This window comes from Dysgonomonadaceae bacterium zrk40 (genome assembly GCA_016916535.1).
Taxonomy (GTDB): Bacteria; Bacteroidota; Bacteroidia; order Bacteroidales; family Dysgonomonadaceae; genus Proteiniphilum.
Genome location: CP070276.1, coordinates 1,106,758 through 1,131,674 on the forward strand (window position 1 = coordinate 1,106,758; position 24,917 = coordinate 1,131,674).

A 24,917-nucleotide genomic window follows, 5' to 3' on the forward strand; every position below is an offset into this window, starting at 1 on the left:
AATGAAAAAAAAACTAGCGTTACTCCTTGCCATTTCTCTTGGCTCCGGTATACTGTTTGCGCAGAAGCAGACAGATCGCTATGCAGAAATCATCGATGCAAAGCTGTTACATCTTAACCGTGAGGAGCCACGATCAACATTTTATTCCTTCAGCGATTTACAACAAGCCCTTAAATCATCATACTCCTCAAAGGGAAGTGATGTTGTGATGTTGAACGGCGTCTGGAAATTCCATTTTACGGAACTCTTTCACGAACGTCCTGTGGAGGGATTTTATCACCCTGAATACGACGACAGTACATGGAAAGACATTCGTGTCCCGGGCAACTGGGAAGTGCAGGGCTTTGGTGTGCCTATCTACGTGAATTCAACCTACGAATTCACCTCACCCGGACACCCTCCTTATTGGGACAAGCCCAATCCGCCAATGGTTCCGGAAGCTTTCAACCCCACCGGGACCTATCGGAAAGAGTTTACACTCCCCGACAACTGGCAAAAAAAGGAGATCATCCTGGCAGCTGATGCAACCAAGGGGGCTGCCTACTATTACCTGAATGGTGAGTTCATTGGAATGAACAAAGAGGGTAAGCTCCCGGCACGCTTCAATGTGACCGATCAGGCCAAAGCAGGGAAAAATGTACTGGCGGTTCAGATTCACCGCTGGAGCAGCGGCTCCTACCTGGAGTGTCAGGACTTCTGGCGTCTCTCCGGCTTTGACCGTGATGTCTACATCTATGCTCGTCCAAAACTGCACATCGAGGATATCTACGCACTACCGGGATTGGATGAGAACTACCGCGACGGAGTTTTTAACCTTGATGTGAAGATAGCCTCCCCAAAGGGTCAAACAGATCCATTCTCCGTAGCCTATACCCTTAGGGATGAGAATGGAAATAAGGTAGCAGCCGGAACTCGCAATGGGAAGAGTGAAGGATTTAGCACCTTGCAGTTTGAGGAGTTGATTCCGGATGTGAAAAAATGGAATGCGGAAACACCCCATCTCTATACGCTGGCCATCGAACTGAAGGACGAGAAAGGTGCCACCATCGAATCGACAGCGCTAAAAGTTGGTTTTCGTACGGCTGAGATCAAAAACCGCCAGTTTCTGGTGAACGGACAACCGGTTTTGCTGAAAGGGGTAAACCTGCATGAGCACAATGAGCATACCGGTCATTACGTTACCGAGGAAGTGATGCGAAAAGATTTTGAATTGTTTCGCAAATACAATGTCAACGCTGTACGCACAAGTCACTACCCGCAACCAGAGCTCTTCTACAGGCTTGCCGACGAATATGGGATTTATGTGATCAATGAAGCCAACATTGAAAGCCACGGAATGGGATATAACCTGCGCAAGGGCGGCACCCTGGCAAACAACCCTCTTTTCCTGGAGGATCACTTAAGCCGTACCATCGGCATGGTTGAGCGGGACAAGAATCACCCCAGTGTGGTTACCTGGTCCCTGGGCAATGAGGCAGGCAATGGTTACAATTTCTATCAGACATACCTCTGGATCAAGGGAAGGGACACATCACGCCCCGTACAGTATGAAAGAGCAGTAATGGAATGGAACAGTGATATTTTTGCACCCATGTATGCCGACCCGGATCAAATAGAGCGGTTTGCCACTGATCCTGCATCCGATCGTCCGCTGATCCTCTGCGAGTATGCGCACGCCATGGGAAACAGCCTGGGCAACTTCACTGAATATTGGGATATTATCCGGAAATACCCACTACTGCAAGGAGGTTTTATCTGGGACTGGGTAGATCAGGGACTTGTGAAAAACGACGAGAAGGGAAATCAGTACTGGGCCTACGGTGGTGACTTCGGTCCTGTGGGCACACCCAGCGCCGGTGACTTCTGCATCAACGGTATCGTCTTTCCGGACCGCAGTGTAAAACCACACACAGAAGAGATGCGGAAAGTATATCAAAACGTTTGGTTCAGGAATTTCAGTTCCGATGAGGGGTCGGTAGAGGTATACAACGAATATTTCTTCACCAACTTGAACCACTACCGCATTGCCTACAGCATCAAAGCCAACGGCAAAGAGCTGACCAAGGGAGTTATGAAAGTAAATGCAGCGCCACAGGAGACTACAAAAGTACAGGTTCCTGATTGGCCCCGTTTTGCAAACCGGAAAGAACAGCTTATCATTACCTTTTCTGTGATTCAGCAGAAGGAGGAAAGGCTGATCCCTGCCGGCTGGGTGGTGGCTCGTGATCAGTTCATCGTCAACGACTATCCTACCCTGGCAATCGACAACCTGAAAGCGGCCTCAGTAGAAGAGACTGACAACTCGGTCATCGTCAGTGGCCGTCGCTACAAGGCGGTGTTCGACAAAGAAAGCGGCCTGCTCACCTCCTACAAGGTGAACGGAGTGGAGTATATCGAAGAGGGTGAAGGACCGCGTCCCTTCTTCTGGCGGGCTCCCATTGACAACGACTATGGAGCACGCTTGCCACAAAGGCTTTCAGTATGGAAAGAGGCCAGTTACCTGCAACCAAAAGCAGAAAATCTGACGATTCACGTGGGTGAAACAACCACGCTCAGCTACAGCTACAATTATCCCGAAGCAGGTGCTTCCAACGAGGTAATCTATACCCTCTACGACAACGGCACAATGCACATCGCCAACCGGTTCGATGCCACCACTTCAGAGACAGACTTAATTCCCCGCATTGGCATGCGGATGCAACTGAGCGGAGAGCTGGTACAGGCAGACTATTACGGTAGAGGCCCCTGGGAGAACTATTCCGACAGAAAAAGCTCCACCTTCCTCGATCGTTACAGTTCACCCGTTAGTGAGATGGTTACCCGCTACGTGTTACCTCAGGAAAACGGCCATCATACCGATGCCCACTGGCTGGCACTCACCCGGAAGTCGGGCAACGGTCTGCTCTTCGTGGCAGACGACCAGTTCGAGTTCAACGTATCAAACTACCTCCTGGAAACGATTACCAACGGAGAAACCCTCAACAACGATGCAGCTGCGGGGACAGCCCCTCTCAACAAGCACATCAACGACTACCAACCTTCCGATCGGGTGGATCTTTTCATCGATCACCGTATGCAAGGTGTGGGAGGCAACAACAGCTGGGGAAAACTTCCCCTGGAAGAATACCTCATTCGTCCAAAAACAGCAATAGCAAGCTATGGGTTTACCCTGATTCCGATCAAAAACAGAAATGAGATCGAGCGTTATTTCCGTTAAACGGAATCCATAAGATTGTACAAATAAAGCGGGTCTGTTCAGTTAAGAACAGACCCGCCTATTTTTCCCGGTCAGTTGTCCGGAGAGGGGATATCTACCCTTCAGCTGTCAGCTGACCGATCATCTCTTCTACATCATGATAGACAGAGGTCATCACATCCTGCACTACTCCACCAGCCTGCGATGCAAGCACTGAAGGATTAAGGCGTGACAGGAAGGTTTCTCCGTCTGTTTTCTGATATACAGAAATACGGCAGGGAAGCATGCTTGAGTAGATACGAAGAGAATCATCAGAAAGCAACCTGAAGGCATAGTCAGGACTACAAAGTTCGACCACCTTCACAGGAAGAATATCTTTTCCGTTTTTCTTCATGATTCCTTGTAAATCGTGCTGATGGAGTACTTTCCATCCTCCTTCCAAGATGATATCGTTGAGCTTGCTCACCGTTTCATCAAAACTGTATTTGCTTTTGCTTTCAAGTAACATCTGATTCATCATTCTCATTATTTACGATTTTTTCAACAATACTTCATCAATGGCCTGCTTGAATGCATCCTTGGGAAGGGCTCCCTGAGCCATCTGGGGTGCTTCACCCATCGGGCAGAAGAGCAGTGAAGGAATGCTGCGGATTCCAAACTCAGCAGCCAGCTGCTGCTCTGCTTCCGTGTCTACCTTGTAGATGTAGATCTCACCTTCATATTCGGCGGCCAACTCTTCCAGGATGGGAGCAACCATCTTGCAGGGACCACACCAGTCGGCGTAGAAATCGATGATACAGGGTTTGTCACCCAGGTACTCCCATTTTTCAGGGTTGGCTTCGTAGTTTGCCACTTTGGTAAGAAAGTCTGCTCTTGTCAGTTTAATTGTTTTTGTCATACTTTTTTCAGAATTTATAATTGTGTTTGTTGTTTCTTTTGTTGCGTTCTCTGTCGAATCGCTTTTATTGGTACTGTTGACACAGGATGCTGCTACAAAGATCAGGGCAATAGTCATCAGGGTTTTGGTCAGATTCTTCATTCTTCTGTTTGTTATTCGTTAGGGGTTACTTTCTCTTGATTCTTTTTGCTACTGCCATCTTTTGAAAAAATATCAAACAGCAGATATCCAACCAGTGCACCGTAAATCATCATCCTATAGGGATTGGAGGTGATGGGACAGGTACCTGAAACGCATCCTACATAATAGTAGTAGAGATATCCTCCAAGCACCCCCACGGCAAAACCGGTGATCCTTAACCAATGTTTCAGTAAAAAACTTTTACTCTTTTCTTTTAAACTCATAAATCATTCATTTATTAAATGATATCACACTTTACCATTTGCATTATGATCATCGCCACAATTGACCAGACATCGGAGCACATTGGAGAAGCGCCTGTCTTTCAATGAATAATAGTTGTTCTTACCACTTTTACGACACTGTAGGATCCCTTTTGCCCGCATATCGGTCAGATGATGTGAAAGCAACGATTGCTCGCAATCCATCCCCTCCATCAACTCCGAAACGGTTTTCTCTTCCGCACGGGTCAGCTGCATCACCACACAGAGTCGTATTTCGTTTGCGACAGCCTTTAACATATAGGCTGCCTCCTCAAAATAGGTGCGATCTAAATCTATTTCCATTGTTTCCTGTTGTTTCATCACTTTTTTCATAATACCAATATATGAACATATATACATATATCAATGTTCAAAAGTAGTACATATTTTTTAATTGACAAAATTTTTCAGAGAATTTTAAAGTACCAGGTAAGTTTTCCCTCAATGATGCGATGGGCAGAACGGGAGAAGTAGGCATTATCACTGCGTCTGTTGGTAAAGAGATCGGCCAGTCCGAAGTAGTAGCGGCCCTCCAAATTGAGATCACCAATGTCAGTTTTCAGTTCCAACCCGAGACCGCCAATCAGTCCGTAGTCCACCCTTTTCATCGCATCAAAGGAGCCATATTGGACACCAATGGGTGCATCTGGATCAGCTTCACGACGCAGTGCAAGATCATCTGCCAGGGCACTGCTCATCTGATGTTGCTCTCCCAACAGATAGCTGATCTTGGGACCTGCATTGATGATGAAGCGCGTTTTATTTCCAAAGTAGATGTGTGTCAAGAAAGGCATTTCCAGGTAACTGAGGGTTCTTTGATAGGAGAATTCCGAATCAGGCTTAAATGCTTCAGTCCATCCCTTTTGCACATAGTTGAGTTCGGCAATCAGGCCGAGATGTTTTTCGGAAATGTATTTCAATGAGATTCCCCCCAGGATGCCCATATGCTCCGTCTGTTCTACGGTAGGCATAAAATCGATGTTACTGAAAACCACACCTCCTCCTGCGCCAAGATAAAGCTCATTACGGGCTGACTCTTTTTGTGCAAAAAGAGTAGTGACAGTCAAAAACAGGGTAAACAATAAAACAAGCTGCCTCATCTCTTCAGTTCTGTTTTTGAAATGCTTCCGTTTTGATCATAGTGCACCATATAAAGAGCACCATTGATCAAGCCACCCCAATTGTTAAGTCGTTCAAAATAATATGGAAACTGGATTGTTGCCACTCTCACATCGTTGATCTTTTGCTCAAAATTCAAGCCGTTTCGTTGCAGCGCTGTCAGGAAATAGAGGGCGGTGTCGTAACCCCACATGCCGTAACTGGGAAAAGTCTCCATCGGCTCGCGTCCATACCATCTCCTGAACTCATCCTTAAATCTTTTCGCCTGGTATGACTGCTGATCGACAAAGAAAGGAGTGTAGACGGTTGCACCAAACTGAGTCAACTCATCTTTCAGATCTCCATAGGTTTGCCAGTCAGGGTGTCCAAAGAGATGGGTTACAATTCCCGGATTGGCCTCATGTATCTTCTTCAATTCTGAGGTAATATGCCGCAAAGATGCAGCATCACTGCTGATCGGCAGGATCAGGTTCTCCTGTCCCTGACGCAGCAAGGGTGCACTTGTGGAAGCCAAAGACGCAACGTCATTAACTGATTGGTAGGGTATGTTCTGCTGTCTGAGCGATGACTGTAACAACGTGACAAATTCCTTCTGGGGATTGTTTCCCCCTTCAACAAATATGATATTGGCATTCCTGAACTTATGAGTGAAATAGTTTATTGTCTTTGTATAGACAAGACTGTTCATGGGATTCACCTGGAGCATAAAGCCATTGTTGAGCACCTCGTCATTGCCTTGTGAGAACGGCACCACATATTTGATATTCTTCGATCGTGAGAAATCAGACAACACTTTAATCTGGGCATCATTCACACCTCCGATAATCAGGTTGAGAGACTGCATCTCAAGGGTTCCAAGCAGGCTCTCGAGCTTCCCCGTGTCGTTCCCTTTACCGATTTCAAACACGTATAGTTCGAGGTCTGCACCACGCTCTTTCAGCTCGTTCACAGCCAGCAGAAATCCTTCGTAGTACTCCTGAAGACGAAGATGTCCCCTGCTGGTTTGATCCAGGAAGGGCAGCAACAATCCGACCTTCATTACATCGACCCGTTGTGACGGACTTTGCTTTGTCAGCAACCTGTTTGCCTGATTTTCTTCACCGGGATCAAGATTTTCAACCTTACTCCTGGCCACAGCAACGATCAACTCCATGTTGGGTTTCAATCCTCCCGAAAGCATCGGGTTCATCTGCTCAAGTGTGGAGACCTCAACGCCATATTTTCTTGCAATGCCATAAAGCGTCTCTCCCCGCTTCACGGTATGGATGATGTTGGCAGTTTGTTTCTCAAACGGTTTCACAACTTCGTAAGATTCAAAGAAGGGAATCCGGATGGTCTTGCCGATTTGGAAGCTCTCAACCGATAACCCTACATTTGCACGAACCACATCCTCCGGTTTCAGCCGGTAAGTTTTGGCAACCGAATAGAGCGTCTCTTTCGGCAGGATGGTGTGATAACGATAATTCTCCTCTTTCTCCTTGCTGATGACACGTCGCTGGGGGATGGTGAGGACGGCCCCAATTGCAATCCCGTCGGCAGCACCTGGATTGAGCCGGATGATATGGTCGACTGTTGTATGATACATGTTGGAGATGCTGTAGACAGTCTCCCCTTTTACCACGGTATGCTTGAAGCTGTTGTTCTGATCCGTCGGATCATTACGGGAAACATCCTGTGGTGCAGCATCGGAATGAACTCTCTCCGACACTTGGGTGACAGGAATCAAGAGCTCCTGACCATTTTGGAGTCCGTTGTTCGACCCGGGATTGTAGCGCAGTAAGTCAGCTACGGAGATGGAAAAAATGCGTGATACCGCATAGAGTCCTTCACCAGGTTGAACCTTATATTTGTAATATGATTGACCGTCAACCGTAACTATCTCATATGGAAGCTGCTGGGCTTGCATTGAATGTATGCCTGCGACAAGGCAGATCATGATGACTAAAAACCTGCTTAGTTGAATGAGCTTACCCATTTTTTCTTGTTTAAGTAAATATATAAAGAGTGGTTGTTGCTGCAACCGACAGACAAAAATAGGGAAAAAAATCGGGATATGATTTTTTCCGCCAAGGTGTGACCGATTGTTTCACAGGTTTTAAACATTTTACGCTTCCCTACGGTTCAGGATGCCTCAATTTATTCAACGATCACATGCAAGTTGATTCGTCTGGCAGTTAGGCCTGAAAGCGGATTGCCATTTCCATTAAAAGGGGAGCGGATCTTTCTTCTGTGCATTGAACCCAGATGACGGGAAAGGTTCATTAACAGCATTTTCATCACTTGCCACCTGTTTATTCATGCGTGATGGACGCTCCACATAATTTCGGCCAACGGCATAGTCATCCAGGTTCTGGAATCGTGCATACTCGTTGTCAAAGCGCATGCTCGCAATGCCGGTGGGACCGTTACGATGCTTGGCAACGATAATCTCGGCGATACCCACCAATGAGTTACCCCGTTCATCTTCCGTGATGCGGTAGTACTCCGGACGGTGAATGAAACAGACGATGTCGGCATCCTGCTCAATGGCACCCGACTCACGCAGGTCGGCCAGCTGGGGTCGTTTTCCCTCATTTCCCTGCCGCGACTCAACCCCACGGTTCAACTGAGAGAGCGCAATGATGGGGATGTTCAACTCCTTCGCAAGTCCCTTCAGCGAGCGGGATATCATGCTCACCTCCTGTTCGCGGCTACCGAAGCTCATCCCACTGGCATTCATCAGCTGCAGGTAGTCAATAATCAGTGTCCGGACACCATGCTCACGCACCAACCGGCGTGCCTTCGTACGCAGTTCAAAAACAGAGAGGCTGGGTGTATCGTCAATGTAGACCGGTGCATTGTAGAGAAACTTGTGGTTCTTGTCGAGCCGCTCCCACTCATCGTCCGACAGCCTTCCGCTTTTGATGCTCTCACCCTTTATCTGACACACATTGACGATCAAACGATTGACCAGCTGCACGTTCGACATTTCAAGGGAGAAGATGCCAACAGGTTGTTTGAAATCGAGTGCCATGTTCTTGGCCATTGAGAGCACAAAGGCGGTCTTACCCATTGCCGGACGGGCCGCGATGATTACCAGGTCGGAGTTCTGCCACCCGGAGGTGAGTTTGTCCAGCTCCTTGAAGCCGGTTGGAAGACCGCTCATCCCATCCTTGCGGTTCGCCGCCAACTGGATGTTCTGCATCGCCTCCTTGATCACCGGGTTGATCTGGATCACATCCTTCTTCACGTTGCGCTGTGAGATTTCGAAGAGTCTCCCTTCAGTCTCCTGCATCAGGTCATCCACATCGACCGTTTCGTCGAAAGCCTGTTGTGACACCTCTGATGAGAAGGAGATCAGCTCACGGGCAAGGCACTTCTGGGCGATGATACGGGAATGGTATTCAATGTGGGCGGCCGATGCCACCTTCTCGCTCAGCTCCGCCACATAGACGGCACCACCGGCTGTTTCCAGCTCGCCGCGACGCTTCAGTTCCTCCACCACGGTGAGCACGTCAACCGGCTTCTGCTGCATGGCAAGGCCCTGTATAGCGTCGAATATGAGTTGATGAGACGGATCATAAAAACTCTCCGGCTTGAGGATCTCACTGATCACAGAATAGGCATCTTTTTCCAACATCAGCGCTCCCAGTACCGCTTCCTCCAGTTCTCTTGCCTGCGGTGGCAGTTTCCCCATATCGGGAGCAACGACTGCTTTTTCAACTACTTTAACCGATGGTTTACGTTTTTGCTTTTCCATTGAATTGACCTGATATAGCATTTAAGATTGTAAAGGTACAGAGATATTCATTGTGGACAGAATTTTTATCCCGCTTATATCGCCAAAAGTTATAAACAAAAAACTGTTGATAACTCCTGAACAACCTCGATGAGTTATTGTTAAACAAGAACCGTTCTTATATAAATCTAATCAGACAATGAAAAGTAACGGGAGTATCCCCCAACTATATAAAAGATTGAATACCATGGATTAAGGGTCGAGCCTCAACGGGTCGACATCCTGGATGCCATTCACTCCCTTGGGAATCACCAATAACCTAAAACCTATATAAAATCATTTGTATGAACGCAGAAGAATTAAAGAAACAGAAAGACAAGGAGAACAGGAAGAAGATGACTACCGTGGCAGGCGCTCCGGTAGGTAACAACCAGGACTCAATGACTGCCGGCCCACGTGGACCCATGATGTTGCAGGATGTATGGTTCCTGGAGAAACTGGCACACTTCGACCGCGAGGTGATTCCCGAAAGACGCATGCATGCCAAAGGCTCGGGCGCCTTCGGCACCTTCACCGTGACTCACGACATTACCCAGTACACCCGTGCGAAGATCTTCTCCGAGATCGGCAAGCAGACCGAGATGTTCGTCCGCTTCTCCACAGTAGCCGGTGAGCGGGGTGCCGCAGATGCTGAGAGGGACATCCGTGGCTTCGCGATGAAGTACTACACAGAAGAGGGCAACTGGGACCTTGTGGGCAACAACACCCCGGTCTTCTTCTTCCGTGACCCGCTCAAGTTCCCCGACCTGAACCACGCGGTGAAACGTGATCCGCACACCAACCTGCGCAGTCCCAACAACAACTGGGACTTCTGGAGCAATCTGCCCGAAGCGTTGCATCAGGTGACCATCACCATGAGCGATCGCGGCATCCCGCGTAGCTATCGCCACATGCACGGTTTCGGCAGCCACACCTACAGCTTCATCAACAGCGACAATGTGCGTCACTGGGTGAAGTTTCACTTTGTGACCCAGCAGGGAATCGAGAACCTGAGCGATGCAGAGGCGGAAATGTTGGTAGGGAAAGATCGGGAGAGCCACCAGCGCGACCTCTTCGAGGCCATCGGCAATGGAGATTTCCCCAAATGGAAGATGTTCATTCAGGTGATGACCGAGGAGCAGGCTGAGCAGATGCCCTACAACCCGTTAGACCTGACCAAGGTTTGGTACAAGGGCGACTTTCCGTTGATCCCGGTAGGGGAGTTTGAACTAAACCGCAATCCGGACAACTACTTCCAGGATGTGGAACAGGCAGCATTCAACCCTGCCAACGTGGTGCCGGGTATCGGCTTCTCACCCGACAAAATGTTGCAGGGTCGTCTCTTCTCCTACGGCGATGCGCAGCGTTACCGCCTGGGGGTAAACCACCACCAGATCCCGGTAAACCAGCCCAAGGGGGTAAAGGAAGGCTACAACTCCTACCACCGCGACGGTCAGATGCGGGTCGACGGCAATCTGGGTGCCGCCCTCCATTATGAACCCAACAGCTATAGCATCTGGCAGGAACAGCCTGAGCATGACGAGCCTGTTCAGAAGGTGAACGGCGACATCAAACGGTGGAACTTCCGCGAGGATGATGACAATTACTACGAACAGCCAGGCAAGCTCTTCCGCCTGATGACTGCGGAAGAACAACAAAGACTGTTTGAAAACACCGCCCGGAACATGGGTTGCTCTGATGAGATCATCAAGATCCGCCATATCGGCAACTGCTACAAGGCCGACCCCGCCTATGGGCGTGGTGTGGCTGATGCACTGGGCATCTCCTACGAGAAAGCGGGGATTATCTGATTCGTAGTAGGATTCGCAGTAGAAATAGTATTAGAGGCCGTCTCATGATATCACATGAGATGGCCTCTTTATTGTGAAGTCGCCTCACACGACTTTAAATTACACTTTAATTGGGACGTATCTGATTCTTAACTGCCTCGGATATGTTAGACGTATATTAGAACGAGATTAGAACGAGATTAGAACGAAATACGTCTCATCTCTTCAGGTTGTATGGGTGAAATGAACATTTTCATACCTCTTGGGGTTATTTCACAATCTGCAACCAATCCTTTTCACTGATTTCACTACCTTTGCAGATTAAACGACAAGATGATAGAACAATGAATATGAAAAAACTGACGACACTGCTGTCGCTGGCTCTGCTCTTTACTACGCTCACCTTTGCTCAGGATGAGATGCGCTGGAGCTTCTCCCTCGAGGATCGCGGCAACGGAGAAATAGAGCTGGTGGCTGATGTAAAAATCAAACAGGGGTGGTATCTCTATGACACCAAGATACCGGAAGGAGGCCCTACCCCCACGCAGATCAGCTTCGACAACATTACCGGTGCGGAACCCGTAGGTGAGTTCCATGCTTCCGGCAAAGAGGCGAAGGTGAAGTTCGATGCCATCTTCGGCATGCAGATTGGGATCTTCCAGGAAAGTGCTCGCTTCGTACAACGGTTACGGGTAACTGACACAAACAGCTTCGCGATCGCAGGCGATGTGCGGGCACAGGCTTGTGACGACCAGAGCTGCACCCCGCCCCTGCCCAACGACTTTGCCTTCAGCGCTGCCGTTCTGCCGGCAACGGTAACAGTCTCATCCTCAACAACAACGCCTGCAGGCGAATCGGGAAACACAGCACCTCTCACTGCACTGCAGCCGTTGGAAGCTGCCGTCAATGAAACCGCTGCAGCAGCGACCACTGTATCGGTTTCAGATCTCGACAGCGACCTGCTCTGGACACCGGTGGTAGAGGAGCTGCAACAGTTTGGCATGAAGGGCAGTACTGCCGGCATGTCACTCTTCTGGATCCTGCTCTCCGGCTTTGCGGGCGGGCTGATCGCGCTGGTGACACCCTGTGTCTGGCCGATGATTCCCATGACGGTCAGCTTCTTCCTGAAACGGAACAAGACAGATAAGAAAAAGGCAGTGGGTGAGGCACTGGTCTACGGTGTCGCCATCATCGTGATCTATGTGGTACTGGGATTGATCATCACCGCCATCTTTGGCGCCAGCGCACTGAACAACCTGGCCACCAGTGCTCTGTTCAACCTGATCTTCTTCGCCCTGTTGGTCTTCTTCGCCATCGCCTTCTTCGGTGGCTTCGAACTGGTGCTCCCCTCAAAATGGACCAACAAGATGGACCAGAAGGCAGACACCACAACGGGTGTCCTCAGCATCTTCTTCATGGCCTTCACCCTGGTGCTGGTCTCCTTCTCCTGCACCGGCCCCATCATCGGCACCCTGCTGGTGGAGGCTGCCACCGCCGGCAGCATCATCGCACCGGCCATCGGCATGCTGGGCTTCGCACTTGCCCTGGCCATCCCCTTTGTCCTCTTCGCCATCTTCCCCTCCTGGCTCTCCACCATGCCCAAGTCGGGCGGATGGCTCAACTCGGTGAAGGTGGTGCTGGGATTCCTGGAACTGGCACTCGCTTTGAAGTTCCTCTCGGTAGCCGACCTGGCCTACGGGTGGGGCATCCTCGACCGTGAGGTGTTCCTGGTATTGTGGATCGTTATCTTTGTACTGCTGGGAATCTACCTGCTTGGAAAAATCAAGTTCCCCGGCGACAGCGATGTACCGCACCTCACCATCCCGCGCCTCTTCCTCTCCATCATCTCACTCGCCTTCGCGGTCTATATGATCCCGGGACTGTGGGGAGCACCCCTCAAGGCTATCAGTGCCTTCTCACCTCCCCTCTACACGCAAGATTTCAATCTTTACGAGGGTGAGGTGCATGCGCAGACACTCGACTATGAAACAGGTGTGGCGATGGCCAAGCAACAGAACAAACCATTGCTGATCGACTTCTCAGGCTATGGGTGCGTCAACTGCCGCAAGATGGAGGCCTCGGTATGGACCGACCCGCGGGTGAAAGATCTGCTGGACAACGAGTACATCCTGGTCACCCTGATGGTGGACGACAAAACACGGCTGCCGGAGATCATCGAGGTGGAGGAGAACGGACGCACCACGCGACTGAAAACCGTGGGCGACAAGTGGAGCTACCTGCAGCGCCACAAGTTTGGAGCCAACGCCCAACCCTATTACATCGCGCTCGATCACGAGGGCAAACCGCTCAGCCCCTCCTACGCCTATGACGAGAACGTGGAGCGATACCTAGACTTCCTGGAGACGGGACTGACCAATTTCAAGAAATAACAACCTTAATGCAGAGACGACCGGTGTCGTCTCTGCCCTTTTTCGACATGCATACGAGAGAAGAAAAAATGGAAGCGTTCGGGCGGTTGCTCGACGTGATGGACGAACTGCGGGAGAAGTGTCCCTGGGACCGCGAACAGACCAACGAAAGCCTGCGGGCCAACACCATCGAAGAGACCTACGAGCTGGCCGAGGCAATCATCGCCAACGACAACCCTGAAATCAAAAAAGAGCTGGGCGACCTGCTGCTGCACGTGGTCTTCTATTCGAAGATCGGCGAAGAGAAAGAGGCGTTCGACATCGGGGATGTCTGCCTTGCCATCTGTGACAAGCTCATCTTCCGCCATCCCCATGTCTTCGGCGACCAACAGGCCGGCTCCGCCGGTATGGTGGAGAAGAGCTGGGAGCAGATCAAGCTGAAGGAAAAAGGTGGAAACAAGACGGTACTCGAAGGCGTTCCCTCCGCCCTGCCTGCTTTGGTGAAAGCCTATCGCATCCAGGACAAGGCGCGCAATGCCGGTTTCGACTGGAATGAACGCCAGGATGTATGGGAGAAAGTAAAGGAGGAGTTGGGAGAGCTGGAAGCTGAAATTGAAGGTTTGGATGCCGACCGGATGGAAGCTGAGTTTGGCGACATGCTCTTCAGCATCATCAACGCTGCACGACTCTACAAGGTAAATCCCGACAACGCGCTGGAACGCACCAACCGCAAGTTTATCTACCGTTTCATCTACATGGAGCAGAAGCTCCGTGAACAGGGACGCCAATTGAAAGAGGTAACGCTGGAAGAGATGGAAGCCTTCTGGCAGGAAGCAAAAAAAACGGAAAAAGCATGAAGAACCTGCTCTGTCCGCAATGCAAGATACGCCGCTTCTACCTGCTCAACGCAGCAGGAGAAAGACTGGTGGTAACAATCACGAAAGAAAAAGAGATCCAGCCGATTCATGAAAATGAATCACTCGAAGGGTTTGACACCTCGTTGCTCTACTGCCTCGGATGCTCCTGGAGAGGTACGGTCAACAATCTGGTCTGACCTATTTCCCGAGCCGCCATTGCGCCAGGATTGACTTTCGTTTCGGGAAGATACCGTTTTGACGCGTACGCACATCTTCCACCACGTAGAAGATATTCTTATCAAACTCACTGAGCGTGCGCTCCATCTTTTTCATCTCCTTGCGATCGATCACCGTTTCAATGATGTCGACTGCATCGGTCGATCCTTCACCATGTGTCAGAGTGGCCCCGAAATTAAGTTTATTCAGTATCTTCACCAGGTGAGCACCATTCTTCTGGGTATAGATGCGGCAGAGTACGATCCCATAGGCGATGCGTTGCTCGAGCAGTATCCCTACGTAATTACCGGCGGCATAACCGGCGGCATAGGAGAGATATGCCAGCATATCATTGGCGCGTGAGAGAATCTGAGAGATGATCACCACCCAGATAAATACCTCCACGAAGCCTATCAAAGGTGCCTTGTATTTTTCACCTTTCGAGACGAAAATGATGCGCAGTGTGCCGAGCGACACATCCACCACGCGGCCGAAAAAGATGATCACGGGCAACAACCAGGGGTAAACGTCTAAGAAATCGAACATTGTAATATTTTTTTAGCTGTATGCGATAAGCTATCAGCTGTCAGCTGTTAGCTTGAAAAGAACGTCTGAAAATTGTTTGATATCCTCTTCTGTGGTGTCCCACGAACAGACCAGCCGCATCTCGTTGCGGCTCTCATCCCAGTCGTAGAAGAAATAACGCTCGCGCAGACGGTCGGTGATGCTTTTTGGAAGGATGAAGAAGATCGCGTTCGACTCCACCTTCTGCGTGATCTCAATCCCTTTCACCCTGCTCATCTCGCGGTACAGCATCTGCGCCGCAACATTCGAACGGTGTGCGTTCTCCAGCCAGAGGTTCTCACGCAAGTAGGGGATGAACTGCGCGGCGATGTATCGCATCTTGGAATATAGCTGGGTGGTCTGCTTCCGGTAATAACGGATATGCTGTGCCAACTCCTCCCGCAGGGGCACAAGCACCTCACCGAACATCAGCCCATTCTTGGTGCCTCCCAGGGTAAAAATATCCACTCCACAATCTATAGTCATCTCCCTCAGCGACAGACCCAGCATTGCACAGGCATTGGCTATGCGGGTACCATCCACGAAGAGCAGCATCTCATGGGCGTGTGCGAGCTCTGCCAGCGCACTGATCTCATCAGGGGTGTAGGCGGTCCCCAGCTCTGTGGTCTGTGAGATGGCAATCACCCTTGGTTGCGAGTGATGCTCGAAGCCGAACCCGTGGAGGTGGGGACGAACCAGTTCAGGCGTGAGCTTGCCGTCAGGTGTATCGATCTCCTTGAGCGATGCCCCTGTCAGCTTCACCGGTGCCCCGCACTCATCCACCGCGATATGGGCGGTGGCAGCACAGAGGATGGAATGAAACGGCAGCGTGCAGGCTTGTAGCGCCACCACATTGGCACCCGTGCCGTTGAGCATGAAAAAAGGCTCAATGAAATTCTCTCCCAGCAACTCCCGCACCACGGCGGCAGCCTCAGCTGTCCAGGGATCATCACCATAGGCGATGGCATGATCGCTGTTTGCCGATGCAAGGGCTTCGATGATACGGGGATGTACACCCGAGTTGTTGTCACTTCCGAAACTTCGCATAATTTTTTCGTTTTGGGGATGCAAAGATACTAACTTAGACCAGATTTGCCAGCAGGAACTTGCGTATCATCTCAGAATCGCTTCCTTTTCGCCGTGCATAATCGGCCACCTGCTCTTCCGATATCTCACCGATGGCGAAGTACTTCGACTGCGGGTGGGCAAAGAAGAGGCCGCTCACGGCCGCATTGGGATACATCACACCGTTCTCGGTGAGGGAGATACCGATCTCCTCACTCCCCAGCAGGTCATGCAGCAGGAAGTTGACCGTCTGGTCCGGGATGGAGGGGTAGCCCACCGCGGGGCGGATACCAGCATACTTCACGGCGAACATCTCCGCCACCGTGAGTGATTCGCCCGACGCATAGCCCCAGTACTCACGCCGCACCTTTGCATGGAGCCACTCGGTGGCCGCTTCCGCCAGCCGGTCGAGCAGCGACTTCACCAACAGGGAAGCGTAGGCATCACCCTCCTCATCATACTGATGCAGCAGAGCATCGGCACCGGCACCCCCAGTGACTGCGAAGGCACCAATCCAATCGGTGATGCCACTCTCCTGTGGTGCAATGAAATCGCTCAGGCAGAAGTAGGTCTGCTGCTCGTTCTCCTTCTGCTGCCGCAGGAAGGGGAAAGGCTTTCCGTCGATCAGGATGGTATCGTCGCCGCTCGATGCCTCGTAGAGGCCCAGCACCGCACGAATGTAATCGGCATCCTCGTCACAGAAACGCTGCAGGATATCGTAGGCATCATCGTAGAGGCGTGCAGCCTCCATCGCTTTCTCCTTCTCCTCCTCACGGTAAGTGGCTACCCACTCGGCACGACAACGCTCGCAACGGTCGATGCGTGTCACTGTGTGGAACTTGGCCGAGAGGTTCCAGGCATGGAAGAAGAACTTCCAGTCGATGTAAGGAATGATCTCCTCCATCGGGATCTTATGCAACACAGTGCGTCCCGGCTTACGGGGTACCGGTGGCTGCCACTTCTCCCATTCGATACGGAAGGGGTTCTGCCTGGCCTCATCGAGGGTGACCAGCTTCACCTGCTTCTGTGCACGGTGCTCCCGCAGCAGTGCATAATCTTCGCTGATCTTCCGGATGTAGGCATCCCGGTTCTCACTGTTCAGCAGGTTGGCGACCGCCGAGGGGCTCTGGGAGGCATCCTTCACATATACCACAGGGCCGTTGCCATATTTGGGTTCGATCTTCAGTGCCGTATGCAGACGCGAGGTGGTGGCGCCACCAATGAGCAGCGGCAGGGTGAAACCCTCTTTCTCCATCTCGGCAGCCACGACAGCCATCTCCTCGAGCGAGGGGGTGATCAGACCGCTGAGTCCCACCATGTCCGGTTGTTCCCTTTTCACTGTTTCAATGATCTGCTCGGGGGGAACCATCACCCCCAGGTCGATGATCTCGTAGTTATTGCAAGCGAGGATGATGGAGACGATGTTCTTGCCGATGTCGTGCACGTCCCCTTTCACCGTGGCAAGCACAATCTTGCCTGCCTTCTGAGAGCCTCCTCCGGAGCTTTTCTCTGCTTCGATCACCGGCTGCAGGATTGCTACCGCTTTCTTCATGGTGCGGGCTGCCTTCACCACCTGGGGCAGGAACATCTTACCCGACTCGAAGAGGTCGCCCACGCGGTTCATCCCATCCATCAACGGCTTGTCGATGATATCCACCGCCCGGGGATAGGCCTCCAATGCCTCCGCCAGATCCTCCTCCATATAGTCGCCAATTCCTTTCACAAGGGCATGACTCAGTCGTTCTTCCAGGGTCAGCTGACGCCACTCCTCCGACTTGGCGGCAGCGCCGTTATCTGATTTGTCGCCTTTGATCTTCTCGGCATACTCCATGAGCCGCTCGGTGGCATCCTCCCTTCGGTTGAGCACAGCATCCTCCATCAGCTCCCGCACATCGGCCGGGATATCCTCATAGATCACCGACTGGCCGGGGTTCACAATTCCCATGTCCAGCCCGGCTGCGATGGCATGATAGAGAAAAACGGAATGCATCATCTCACGCACCGACTCGTTGCCGCGGAAGGAGAAGGAGAGGTTGCTCACCCCGCCGCTCACCTTGGCGTGGGGCAGGTGCTCCTTGATCCAGCGAACGGTGCGGATATAATCCACGCCGTAGTTGCGATGTTCCTCGATACCGGTGGCGATGGCCAGCACGTTGGGGTCGAAGATGATATCCCTGGGATCAAAACCATTGTCGGTAAGCAGCTTGTAGGCACGACTGCAGATCTCAGTGCGCCGCTCGAAGGTGTCGGCTTGTCCTTTCTCGTCGAAGGCCATCACCACCACCGCGGCACCATAGCGCTGCGCTAGCAGAGCCTCGTGCAGGAATTCATTCTCGCCGTTCTTCAGGGAAATGGAGTTGACGATTGACTTGCCCTGCACGCATTTGAGTCCCGCCTCCAGCACCTCCCACTTGGAGGAGTCAATCATGATTGGTACCCGCGACACGTCGGGGTCGGAAGCTAACAGATTGAGGAAACGGGTCATCTCTTCTGCTCCCTCGAGCAGTCCCTCATCCATGTTGATATCGAGTGCCTGGGCTCCATCCTCCACTTGGCGGCGGGCGATGTCGAGCGCCTCCTCATATTTCTTCTCCTGTATCAGTCGCAGGAAACGACGAGAGCCGGCCACATTGCAGCGTTCACCGATGTTCATGAAGTTGATGAGTGGCGAGACCTCCAGCATCTCCAACCCCGAGAGTTGCAGATAAGCAGGTGGCTCTGCCTTCCGGTGGGGAGGGGCACTCTCCGCCATCGCTACATAGCGGGCGATGTGATCGGGGGTGGTGCCGCAGCAGCCACCGATGATGTTGACCAGTCCCTCTTCCATAAACTCCCTGATCTGCAGCGCCATCTTCTCAGGCGTCTCGTCATACTCACCCAACTGATTGGGCAACCCCGCATTGGGATAGGCACTGATGAAAAAGGGGGCTATGCGCCCCAGCTCCTTCACGTAAGGTTTCAGATCGGCTGCACCGAAAGAGCAGTTCAGTCCGATGGAGAGAGGTTTTGCATGACTCACGGAGGCCACGAATGCCTCGAGGGTCTGTCCCGAGAGGGTTCTGCCCGCGCGGTCGGTGATGGTCACCGACAACATGAGGGGTGTGTCGATACCGGTCTCCGCGGCCACTTCCCGGGCAGCATAGATGGCCGCCTTGGCGTTGAGGGTATCGAAGATGGTCTCGATCAGCAGCAGATCCACCCCACCCTTCACCAAGGCGGTGATCTGCTCGTGGTAAGCTTTCCTAAAGTCATCGAAAGTGGCCGCACGGTACATAGGGTCCTCCACGCGGGGACTCATCGACGCGGTCTTGTTGGTGGGACCGATGGACCCGGCCACGAAGCGTGGCTTGTGGGGCGTTTTGAGGGTATACTCGTCGGCCGCCTCCCGTGCCAGTCGTGCGGCGGCGAGGTTGATCTCTGCCGCCAGGTGGCTCATGCCGTAATCCTGCATCGAGATGGCGGTGGCGTTAAAAGTGTTGGTCTCGATGATGTCGGCACCGGCATCGAGATACTGGCGGTGGATGGCACCAATCACATCAGGTCGAGTGATGGAGAGCAGGTCATTGTTGCCCTTGAGCAACTTATGCGAATCGGCGAATCGCTCTCCACGGAAATCGGCCTCCGCAAGGCCATAGCGTTGTATCATCGTGCCCATTGCACCGTCCAAAATCAGGATGCGATCGGCCAGCATTTGTTCAATCTTGTTCATGGGAATAACATCTAAAACAGTTCTCTACTTTATTGATAACCTCAAAAATAACCAATCGTTCCGACATATCGGCAAAAAGGAGGCTAAAATGTGATCCAGCGATTTCTCAGGGTGAGCCAGAATCGTCTCAGCCAGACCACGGCGAAGGCAATCGTGAAACGTACGGCCAGGATCCACCAGAGAGAGACACCCAACGCCACGAAGAGCAGGTTATCTTCCAGGACGGAATGTGAAACCGCCAGGTGATGGTTCAGCAGGCTCGCTTCCGAACGGGTTACCTTGCCCTCCTTCATCTGGTCAATCATCAGTGCTCCTCCGTAGGCCAGTCCCACGATGTAGCCGATCAACCAGAGGAATGCGGTACTCCCGGGCAGTCCGAAGAGGGTGAGCAGCGGTTCAATCGCCCGGCTGAGCTTAGGGATTAGCCGATAGGCTTCCAGCACGCTGTAGAGCAGGTTCAGGAGGAAGACGATAACCAGGATGAGCAAGGCTATATGGAGTGAGCTCTTCAGCCAGAGAATCAGCAGTGTTCCCAATGAGGTGGCTGTGACTACGTTTCCCTGTGCGAAAAGAGGCATTCCCATCTCTGCGGGGAGAATCAGGTTGAGCAGCACCCCCACGACGATGCTCATAGCGATGCGCAACAGTGTCATCGCCCAGAAGGAGGTTCCTGTCTTGGCTTGTATGGCGCTCTCCACAGGTAGGTTGTGGGAGATCTGGCACATCAGCGCCAGGATGGTCAGCTCACGCAGGGTAATTGGCAGAGAGGTAATGATTGCCAGGGGAGCGTAAAGCGGAAGGAAGATGCTGGTGATGAAGACGATGGCGGTGCTACCTGGGAGACCCATGTTGACAAAAAGCGGATCGAGGAAGCCGGCCAGCCATGCCAGTGCCCCGAAATAATCGAGCAAGCGCACCAGCAGCGATATAGGCAGGATGATGCGCAACAGCCAGAGGGTGGTGCGACCCGACTTGCCGGCGGCCTGCAGCATCAACTTTTTCCAGGATTGCTTTTGCATGGGTTACTGTTTGAACATGCGGTCCATCGCCCGTTTATCCTCTTTCTCCTTCAGCGACTGTCGTTTGTCGTACTGTTTTTTTCCTTTTGCCACGGCGATCACCAACTTGGCAAGCCCCTTGTCGTTGATGAAGAGCCGCACAGGGATGATGGTGAAGCCGGTCTCCCGTGTAAGTCGCAGCAGCTTCTGCAGCTCTTTCCTGTTGAGCAGCAGTTTGCGGTCGCGCCGGGCACTGTGGTTGTTGTAGGTGCCGTAAAAATATTCGGCGATGTGCATGTTCCTCACCCAGCATTGTCCTTTCTCAAGCAAGCAGTAGCTGTCCACCAAGCTGGCCTTGCCCAACCGGATCGATTTAATCTCGGTACCGGTAAGCACCATCCCTGCGGTGAAGGTCTCCACCAGTTCATAATCGAAGGTGGCCCTTTTGTTCTTTATGTTGATGGAAGAGTGGTTCATTATTGGATGAAAAATGAAAAGAGTGCGTGAATAAATGCTGGCACCAGGATCACCAGTGCAGATGCAGTAATGATAAAAGCACCTCTTTTATGTGCAGGCACCTTTAGAAAATAGATGGCCCCCATATGCACCAGATGAATGGTGTAAAGAGCCAGTAGCCAGAGGATGAAAAAATCGGACATAAATGGAATAAGACAATACAACAGGTACATCACTACTGAAGCGTAACCGGTGAACTGCTGAAATAGGAAAAGGTTCTGCTTCAGTGCAAATCGCTCAGCTATCTCATTGAGGATATAAGAGATGATCACATAGGCACCGAAGACAGCAACCATAGAGATGATGCTTTTCTTCAATGCATTCTCCAGGTCACCGTCGCGCGTGAACCATAGTCCCCCCACAAAAGCTGCCAGTGCTATGAGGCCGAAAATTGGATAGAGAAAACGATTGAGAAAATCGGTTCGATTTCTTTTTTCTCTCTCCAGCTCCTTCCATGCCATCGGTGATGCAACAAGCAACTGTGCTACAATTGCAAAAAGTTCTCTCCACATTCCTTTCCGATTTTGGTGTGCAAAGGTAACCAATTCCTGATAATAATGAGAATGTGAGCGAGATAAAAAAATGGCAGCCCCTTTCAAGAAGGACTGCCATTCACACTACCGGCACAGCGGTTATGCGTTGTCACCAATCGTCAACAGATAGATCCTGGGAATTTCCACAGGTTCTTCCATCCCTTTTTTGTAATATTGAATGCGGATCTTCAAATCTCTGTTACTTTGAGACATTCCCTCATGGAGAGCCCTCAACGGTGCCATGCTGAAAGCAATGATATCGGTTTTGGAGGTTAGTGAGGCCCCAGTCTCAGGTTCACCTGCAATCACCAGACGCACCTCCAGCAACACCTCGTTCTCAGCCAGCTCCGGATCATCCACATTGTGAATCTGCACCTCTGCAGTCTCTCCTTTTCTGGATTCATAGGCATACTCGAACAGCCAGTGATCTCCCAAAAACAGGTTGTTGTTCACATAATAAGGTTCACTCACTGCCAGGAACTTATCGGGTTCCTCCACTTCAGGAGGGGTAGAAAGCAACATTGCTTTACGCGTCACATCTTGCGGTTCGCCAGAAATAACGACATTGTCTATGTTTGTATCTGCAATGGGGGTAGTGCCATACGACTCATCCCAACTGTATGAGAGAAACTTAAATGTTCCGGGTTGCATCAGCAACATCTCGTTTGCAATGATCAGACGACCCGTAAGGCTTTTCCCGTATGTTTTTCCCGAAGTCATATCCATATCGATATAGACAACCGAACTTTCGGAATAGTTGCGGCTGCCCTCATCCAGGCAGGAGCTTAAAAACAATGTGAGTGTCAACACACTCATCAGTAAGTAAATCTTCTTCATATTCATTTGTTGTTGTTATTCTTGAAATTAAAATTCATATCTGAATCCGATGTTCAGATCCATCACGATCTTACGGTCGGAATAAATTGTTTTGTATTGGTTGCCGGCATCAAAATAGTAGGCACCTCCAGCTTTTCCATAGACTCTCAGATTCTGAATCAACGGATAGGAGATTCCCACACCGGCATTGACCGAGAGTTGCGGATTGCGCTGTGAGATTTTTGTCACCTCCTCTTCCTGCGCAGTACTGTTAAAATCGGCAGATTCCCCTACACCCAACTTGCGGTATTCACCATAAATATCCTTCTCGAGCATACCACCCAGTGATGCATATATATTGAAATTGTTGAAGGTGAAAAGCGTATAGTTAAGGTTGAGCGGAATACCGAGGTAGTGAATCTTTTGTGTTTCCTCTACCCGAAAATTGGCATTGGCGTTTCTGACCCGGGAGGAGAGATAACTGTAAGTGAGCCCCGACTCAACCGAGAGCTTGTCGGATATCTGCTTGGAGAGGGTAAGTCCGAAGGAGAGTGGTTGGTCGTGTTCCATCTCGGAGAAATTATCGGATGCCAGTGTGCCGGCCAGCATCTGCTTGCCTCCCTCTGCATAATGATTGTCAGTGGGTATGGAGGCACTGCGAAGCGTCATCGGAGTGTTAACGCTCTGCTTGAAGGAGGAGAGACCTCCTTTGCCGCTCAAACCCACTATCAAAGGCTCATCACCGGAGCTATAACCGGCGTATTCCGCAAATAGCTGATCATCATTCCCCGACACAGTGATCAACTCTTCACCCTTTGTGTCAATCTGTCCGGCTCTTTCAACTGCTGATCGCCTAAGAAGTGAACGCAAGGATGTCCAATTTCCCGTCAGCTGCCGATTGGCACCAATACCTTCCTGTTCCATCCATCGGGTCAACATTGCTGCAGAACTGTTCCTTCCCACCAGCAACTCATCTCTTTGACTGCGACCAGCGAAGGTTAATCTTGCTGAAGCTCTTGTTGGAGAGACAAATGTCTGCTGTACCTCCGCAACAGTTGATTCTGCTGTTGCCGGTTGCTCAGGAGCATAACGGCTCTCGGGCTGTGGACTGTTGCTTTCGGTGACCATCGTCTCAGGCACGGTCATCGGATCACGGAGAAAGAAGATTGAACCCACCAGCAGGAGCAGCAATGCAGCAGCCGTACCGGCATACCACCGGCGGCGGATCACACTCCGATATGCGCCTGCCTGATTCAGTGAGTGTTCGATGTGCTCCCACCCATCTGCAGCCAGGGGCGGTTGGTATCCATCGAACTTCGCCTGAAAGGCTCTTCTTATATCATTATCTCTGTTCATTGTATCTTCTGTTGCATTTGTTCAGGATGGCCATTATTTTTTTCTGTAACAGACTCTTCGCTCGAAAAAACTGTGACCGTGAGGCCGCTTCGTTGATGCCCAGCATCGCTGCTATCTCCCGGTGCGACATCTCCTCGAAGATGAAGAGATTGAAAACGGTCCTGTATCCGGGAGGAAGATCACGAATCATTCCCATCACCTCCTCACGGGGAATATCCCCTATGTCGAGCAGATCATCTTCATCGATCATCACTTCTTCTTCTTTTTTAAGCGAACCATACGCTTCCATAAAGCGGTTTTTCTGCTTCTCTTTCCTGTAATTCTCCAGTGCCAGATTGACAAATATCCGCCTGAGCCAGCCTTCAAAAGAACCATTACCCCTGAACGAGCCGATTTGTGTGAAAGCGCGGATGAATCCGTCGTGCAACAGGTCGCGTGCTGTCTCCTCTTCCTTGCTGTAACGCAGACAGACTGTCATCATCACGGGGGCATACCGTTCGTATAACACCTTCTGGGCATTACGGTCCTGTTTCTTACACGCTATTATCAGTTGCGAATCATCCATTCTAATCGCACGTTCAAATGATAGACGGGATTGAAAACAAAAAGCTGCGTGGGCAGGGTTCCTATTTTGGGTTTTTATTGATTTTTAAGAAATAAAATTTTCCCTCCACCTTGCTGCTGAATCAATACCAACCATCAAAAATAGTACCCT

At 51.1% G+C, this 24,917-nt stretch carries 21 protein-coding genes; 5 read left to right on the forward strand and 16 right to left on the reverse strand.

Annotated elements, in window-relative coordinates; genetic code table 11:
- The first annotated feature begins 1 nt into the window (after position 1).
- Entirely contained in the window at positions 2-3,217 is a 3,216-nt protein-coding gene (locus JS578_04800; GenBank protein QRX64568.1) for a DUF4981 domain-containing protein, read from the forward strand.
- A gap of 94 nt (positions 3,218-3,311) precedes the next feature.
- Here the strand turns inward: JS578_04800 and JS578_04805 are convergent, their stop codons facing one another.
- From JS578_04805 to dnaB, 7 genes are all read right to left on the reverse strand, one after another.
- Positions 3,312-3,722 carry a DUF302 domain-containing protein gene (locus tag JS578_04805; GenBank protein ID QRX64569.1) on the reverse strand — a complete coding sequence of 137 codons (411 nt, stop codon included), beginning with the start codon at positions 3,720-3,722 and terminating at the stop codon, positions 3,312-3,314.
- A 3-nt stretch (positions 3,723-3,725) separates the two neighbouring features.
- The gene (gene trxA / locus JS578_04810) at positions 3,726-4,211 is read right to left on the reverse strand and encodes a thioredoxin (protein QRX64920.1); all 486 of its coding nucleotides are present in this window, start codon (positions 4,209-4,211) and stop codon (positions 3,726-3,728) included.
- Between the two features lie 35 nt (positions 4,212-4,246).
- Positions 4,247-4,498: a hypothetical protein gene (locus JS578_04815; GenBank protein QRX64570.1), complete on the reverse strand. Its 252-nt coding sequence runs from the start codon at positions 4,496-4,498 to the stop codon at positions 4,247-4,249.
- A 24-nt stretch (positions 4,499-4,522) separates the two neighbouring features.
- Entirely contained in the window at positions 4,523-4,840 is a 318-nt protein-coding gene (locus JS578_04820) for a winged helix-turn-helix transcriptional regulator (protein QRX64571.1), read from the reverse strand.
- Positions 4,841-4,944: 104 nt separating this feature from the next.
- The gene (locus tag JS578_04825) at positions 4,945-5,637 is read right to left on the reverse strand and encodes a PorT family protein (GenBank protein QRX64572.1); all 693 of its coding nucleotides are present in this window, start codon (positions 5,635-5,637) and stop codon (positions 4,945-4,947) included.
- Positions 5,634-7,592: a LysM peptidoglycan-binding domain-containing protein gene (locus tag JS578_04830; protein QRX64573.1), complete on the reverse strand. Its 1,959-nt coding sequence runs from the start codon at positions 7,590-7,592 to the stop codon at positions 5,634-5,636. Before JS578_04830 ends, JS578_04825 begins: the two co-directional genes overlap by 4 nt.
- 267 nt (positions 7,593-7,859) lie before the next feature.
- The gene (gene dnaB / locus JS578_04835; GenBank protein QRX64574.1) at positions 7,860-9,395 is read right to left on the reverse strand and encodes a replicative DNA helicase; all 1,536 of its coding nucleotides are present in this window, start codon (positions 9,393-9,395) and stop codon (positions 7,860-7,862) included.
- 374 nt (positions 9,396-9,769) lie between these two features.
- On the opposite strand from dnaB, the gene JS578_04840 reads away from it, so the two are divergent.
- The 4 genes from JS578_04840 (at position 9,770) to JS578_04855 (ending at position 14,626) form a co-directional block, all read left to right on the forward strand.
- Entirely contained in the window at positions 9,770-11,224 is a 1,455-nt protein-coding gene (locus JS578_04840) for a catalase (protein ID QRX64921.1), read from the forward strand.
- Positions 11,225-11,553: 329 nt separating this feature from the next.
- Positions 11,554-13,593, forward strand: a complete 2,040-nt coding sequence (locus JS578_04845) for a thioredoxin family protein (protein QRX64575.1) — start codon at positions 11,554-11,556, stop codon at positions 13,591-13,593.
- A gap of 47 nt (positions 13,594-13,640) precedes the next feature.
- Entirely contained in the window at positions 13,641-14,429 is a 789-nt protein-coding gene (mazG, locus tag JS578_04850) for a nucleoside triphosphate pyrophosphohydrolase (GenBank protein ID QRX64922.1), read from the forward strand.
- Positions 14,426-14,626: a hypothetical protein gene (locus tag JS578_04855; protein ID QRX64576.1), complete on the forward strand. Its 201-nt coding sequence runs from the start codon at positions 14,426-14,428 to the stop codon at positions 14,624-14,626. The genes mazG and JS578_04855 overlap by 4 nt, the downstream gene beginning before the upstream one ends.
- Position 14,627: 1 nt before the next feature.
- On the opposite strand, the gene JS578_04860 is transcribed toward JS578_04855, so the two are convergent.
- The 9 genes from JS578_04860 to JS578_04900 all read right to left on the reverse strand — a co-directional run bounded on the left by JS578_04860 (position 14,628) and on the right by JS578_04900 (position 24,767).
- The gene (locus JS578_04860; protein ID QRX64577.1) at positions 14,628-15,191 is read right to left on the reverse strand and encodes a DUF2179 domain-containing protein; all 564 of its coding nucleotides are present in this window, start codon (positions 15,189-15,191) and stop codon (positions 14,628-14,630) included.
- Between the two features lie 33 nt (positions 15,192-15,224).
- Entirely contained in the window at positions 15,225-16,256 is a 1,032-nt protein-coding gene (locus tag JS578_04865; protein QRX64578.1) for a threonine aldolase, read from the reverse strand.
- A 34-nt stretch (positions 16,257-16,290) separates the two neighbouring features.
- Positions 16,291-19,983: a methionine synthase gene (gene metH, locus JS578_04870; GenBank protein ID QRX64579.1), complete on the reverse strand. Its 3,693-nt coding sequence runs from the start codon at positions 19,981-19,983 to the stop codon at positions 16,291-16,293.
- An 83-nt stretch (positions 19,984-20,066) separates the two neighbouring features.
- Complete coding sequence (locus JS578_04875; GenBank protein QRX64580.1) at positions 20,067-21,002, reverse strand: nucleoside recognition domain-containing protein; 936 nt, start codon at positions 21,000-21,002, stop codon at positions 20,067-20,069.
- Between the two features lie 3 nt (positions 21,003-21,005).
- Positions 21,006-21,458, reverse strand: a complete 453-nt coding sequence (gene smpB, locus JS578_04880) for an SsrA-binding protein SmpB (GenBank protein ID QRX64581.1) — start codon at positions 21,456-21,458, stop codon at positions 21,006-21,008.
- The gene (locus tag JS578_04885; protein QRX64582.1) at positions 21,458-22,009 is read right to left on the reverse strand and encodes a DUF1282 family protein; all 552 of its coding nucleotides are present in this window, start codon (positions 22,007-22,009) and stop codon (positions 21,458-21,460) included. The genes smpB and JS578_04885 overlap by 1 nt, the downstream gene beginning before the upstream one ends.
- Positions 22,010-22,129: 120 nt before the next feature.
- Positions 22,130-22,867 (reverse strand): hypothetical protein, encoded by a 738-nt coding sequence (locus JS578_04890; protein ID QRX64583.1) that lies wholly within the window; start codon positions 22,865-22,867, stop codon positions 22,130-22,132.
- Positions 22,868-22,894: 27 nt separating this feature from the next.
- Positions 22,895-24,202, reverse strand: coding sequence for an outer membrane beta-barrel protein (locus JS578_04895; GenBank protein QRX64584.1), 1,308 nt, complete (start codon positions 24,200-24,202; stop codon positions 22,895-22,897).
- Positions 24,189-24,767: an RNA polymerase sigma factor gene (locus JS578_04900; protein ID QRX64585.1), complete on the reverse strand. Its 579-nt coding sequence runs from the start codon at positions 24,765-24,767 to the stop codon at positions 24,189-24,191. Before JS578_04900 ends, JS578_04895 begins: the two co-directional genes overlap by 14 nt.
- Positions 24,768-24,917: the final 150 nt, after the last annotated feature.

What these genes read in the sequence shown, in the direction of transcription:
- JS578_04875 (QRX64580.1), bottom strand. Translation starts at nt 21,002, where the DNA reads ATGCAAAAGCAATCCTGGAAAAAGTTGATGCTGCAGGCCGCCGGCAAG.
- JS578_04860 (QRX64577.1), bottom strand. Translation starts at nt 15,191, where the DNA reads ATGTTCGATTTCTTAGACGTTTACCCCTGGTTGTTGCCCGTGATCATC.
- smpB (QRX64581.1), bottom strand. Translation starts at nt 21,458, where the DNA reads ATGAACCACTCTTCCATCAACATAAAGAACAAAAGGGCCACCTTCGAT.
- JS578_04845 (QRX64575.1), top strand. Translation starts at nt 11,554, where the DNA reads ATGAAAAAACTGACGACACTGCTGTCGCTGGCTCTGCTCTTTACTACG.
- JS578_04815 (QRX64570.1), bottom strand. Translation starts at nt 4,498, where the DNA reads ATGAGTTTAAAAGAAAAGAGTAAAAGTTTTTTACTGAAACATTGGTTA.
- JS578_04800 (QRX64568.1), top strand. Translation starts at nt 2, where the DNA reads ATGAAAAAAAAACTAGCGTTACTCCTTGCCATTTCTCTTGGCTCCGGT.
- JS578_04805 (QRX64569.1), bottom strand. Translation starts at nt 3,722, where the DNA reads ATGAGAATGATGAATCAGATGTTACTTGAAAGCAAAAGCAAATACAGT.
- JS578_04820 (QRX64571.1), bottom strand. Translation starts at nt 4,840, where the DNA reads ATGGAAATAGATTTAGATCGCACCTATTTTGAGGAGGCAGCCTATATG.
- dnaB (QRX64574.1), bottom strand. Translation starts at nt 9,395, where the DNA reads ATGGAAAAGCAAAAACGTAAACCATCGGTTAAAGTAGTTGAAAAAGCA.
- JS578_04865 (QRX64578.1), bottom strand. Translation starts at nt 16,256, where the DNA reads ATGCGAAGTTTCGGAAGTGACAACAACTCGGGTGTACATCCCCGTATC.
- JS578_04840 (QRX64921.1), top strand. Translation starts at nt 9,770, where the DNA reads ATGACTACCGTGGCAGGCGCTCCGGTAGGTAACAACCAGGACTCAATG.
- JS578_04890 (QRX64583.1), bottom strand. Translation starts at nt 22,867, where the DNA reads ATGAAGAAGATTTACTTACTGATGAGTGTGTTGACACTCACATTGTTT.
- metH (QRX64579.1), bottom strand. Translation starts at nt 19,983, where the DNA reads ATGAACAAGATTGAACAAATGCTGGCCGATCGCATCCTGATTTTGGAC.
- JS578_04825 (QRX64572.1), bottom strand. Translation starts at nt 5,637, where the DNA reads ATGAGGCAGCTTGTTTTATTGTTTACCCTGTTTTTGACTGTCACTACT.
- JS578_04855 (QRX64576.1), top strand. Translation starts at nt 14,426, where the DNA reads ATGAAGAACCTGCTCTGTCCGCAATGCAAGATACGCCGCTTCTACCTG.
- trxA (QRX64920.1), bottom strand. Translation starts at nt 4,211, where the DNA reads ATGACTATTGCCCTGATCTTTGTAGCAGCATCCTGTGTCAACAGTACC.
- mazG (QRX64922.1), top strand. Translation starts at nt 13,641, where the DNA reads ATGCATACGAGAGAAGAAAAAATGGAAGCGTTCGGGCGGTTGCTCGAC.
- JS578_04830 (QRX64573.1), bottom strand. Translation starts at nt 7,592, where the DNA reads ATGATCTGCCTTGTCGCAGGCATACATTCAATGCAAGCCCAGCAGCTT.
- JS578_04885 (QRX64582.1), bottom strand. Translation starts at nt 22,009, where the DNA reads ATGTGGAGAGAACTTTTTGCAATTGTAGCACAGTTGCTTGTTGCATCA.
- JS578_04895 (QRX64584.1), bottom strand. Translation starts at nt 24,202, where the DNA reads ATGAACAGAGATAATGATATAAGAAGAGCCTTTCAGGCGAAGTTCGAT.
- JS578_04900 (QRX64585.1), bottom strand. Translation starts at nt 24,767, where the DNA reads ATGGATGATTCGCAACTGATAATAGCGTGTAAGAAACAGGACCGTAAT.